Annotated in this window: 1 protein-coding gene; it reads left to right on the forward strand. The window is 37.6% G+C overall.

Features of this window, described 5'->3' with window-relative positions:
* Positions 1-26: 26 nt before the first annotated feature.
* Positions 27-255 (forward strand): transposase (locus ACEN3Z_RS12000; protein WP_407090999.1); only part of this gene is annotated, 229 nt, incomplete at its 3' end.

A 255-nucleotide genomic window follows, 5' to 3' on the forward strand; every position in this document is an offset into this window, starting at 1 on the left:
CACAAGACGCTTTAAGAGATTATTTTATGCGCTATTCATATGAAGCTCGAATGCAAGTCAAGACCGTCACCATGGATATGTACGGGCCGTATTATCTATTTTTACAACGCATTTTTCCGAATGCCGAGATTGTCATCGATCGGTTTCATATCGTTCAATTATTGAATAATACGTTAAACAGATATCGGATTAAAGTCATGAACACGATTCGTTACAACCGGCCGCGTGATTACACCAAATTAAAACAATTATGGA

Origin of the sequence: Ruoffia sp. FAM 26254 (genome assembly GCF_045528545.1) — a bacterium.
GTDB classification, from domain to species: domain Bacteria; phylum Bacillota; class Bacilli; order Lactobacillales; family Aerococcaceae; genus Ruoffia; species Ruoffia halotolerans.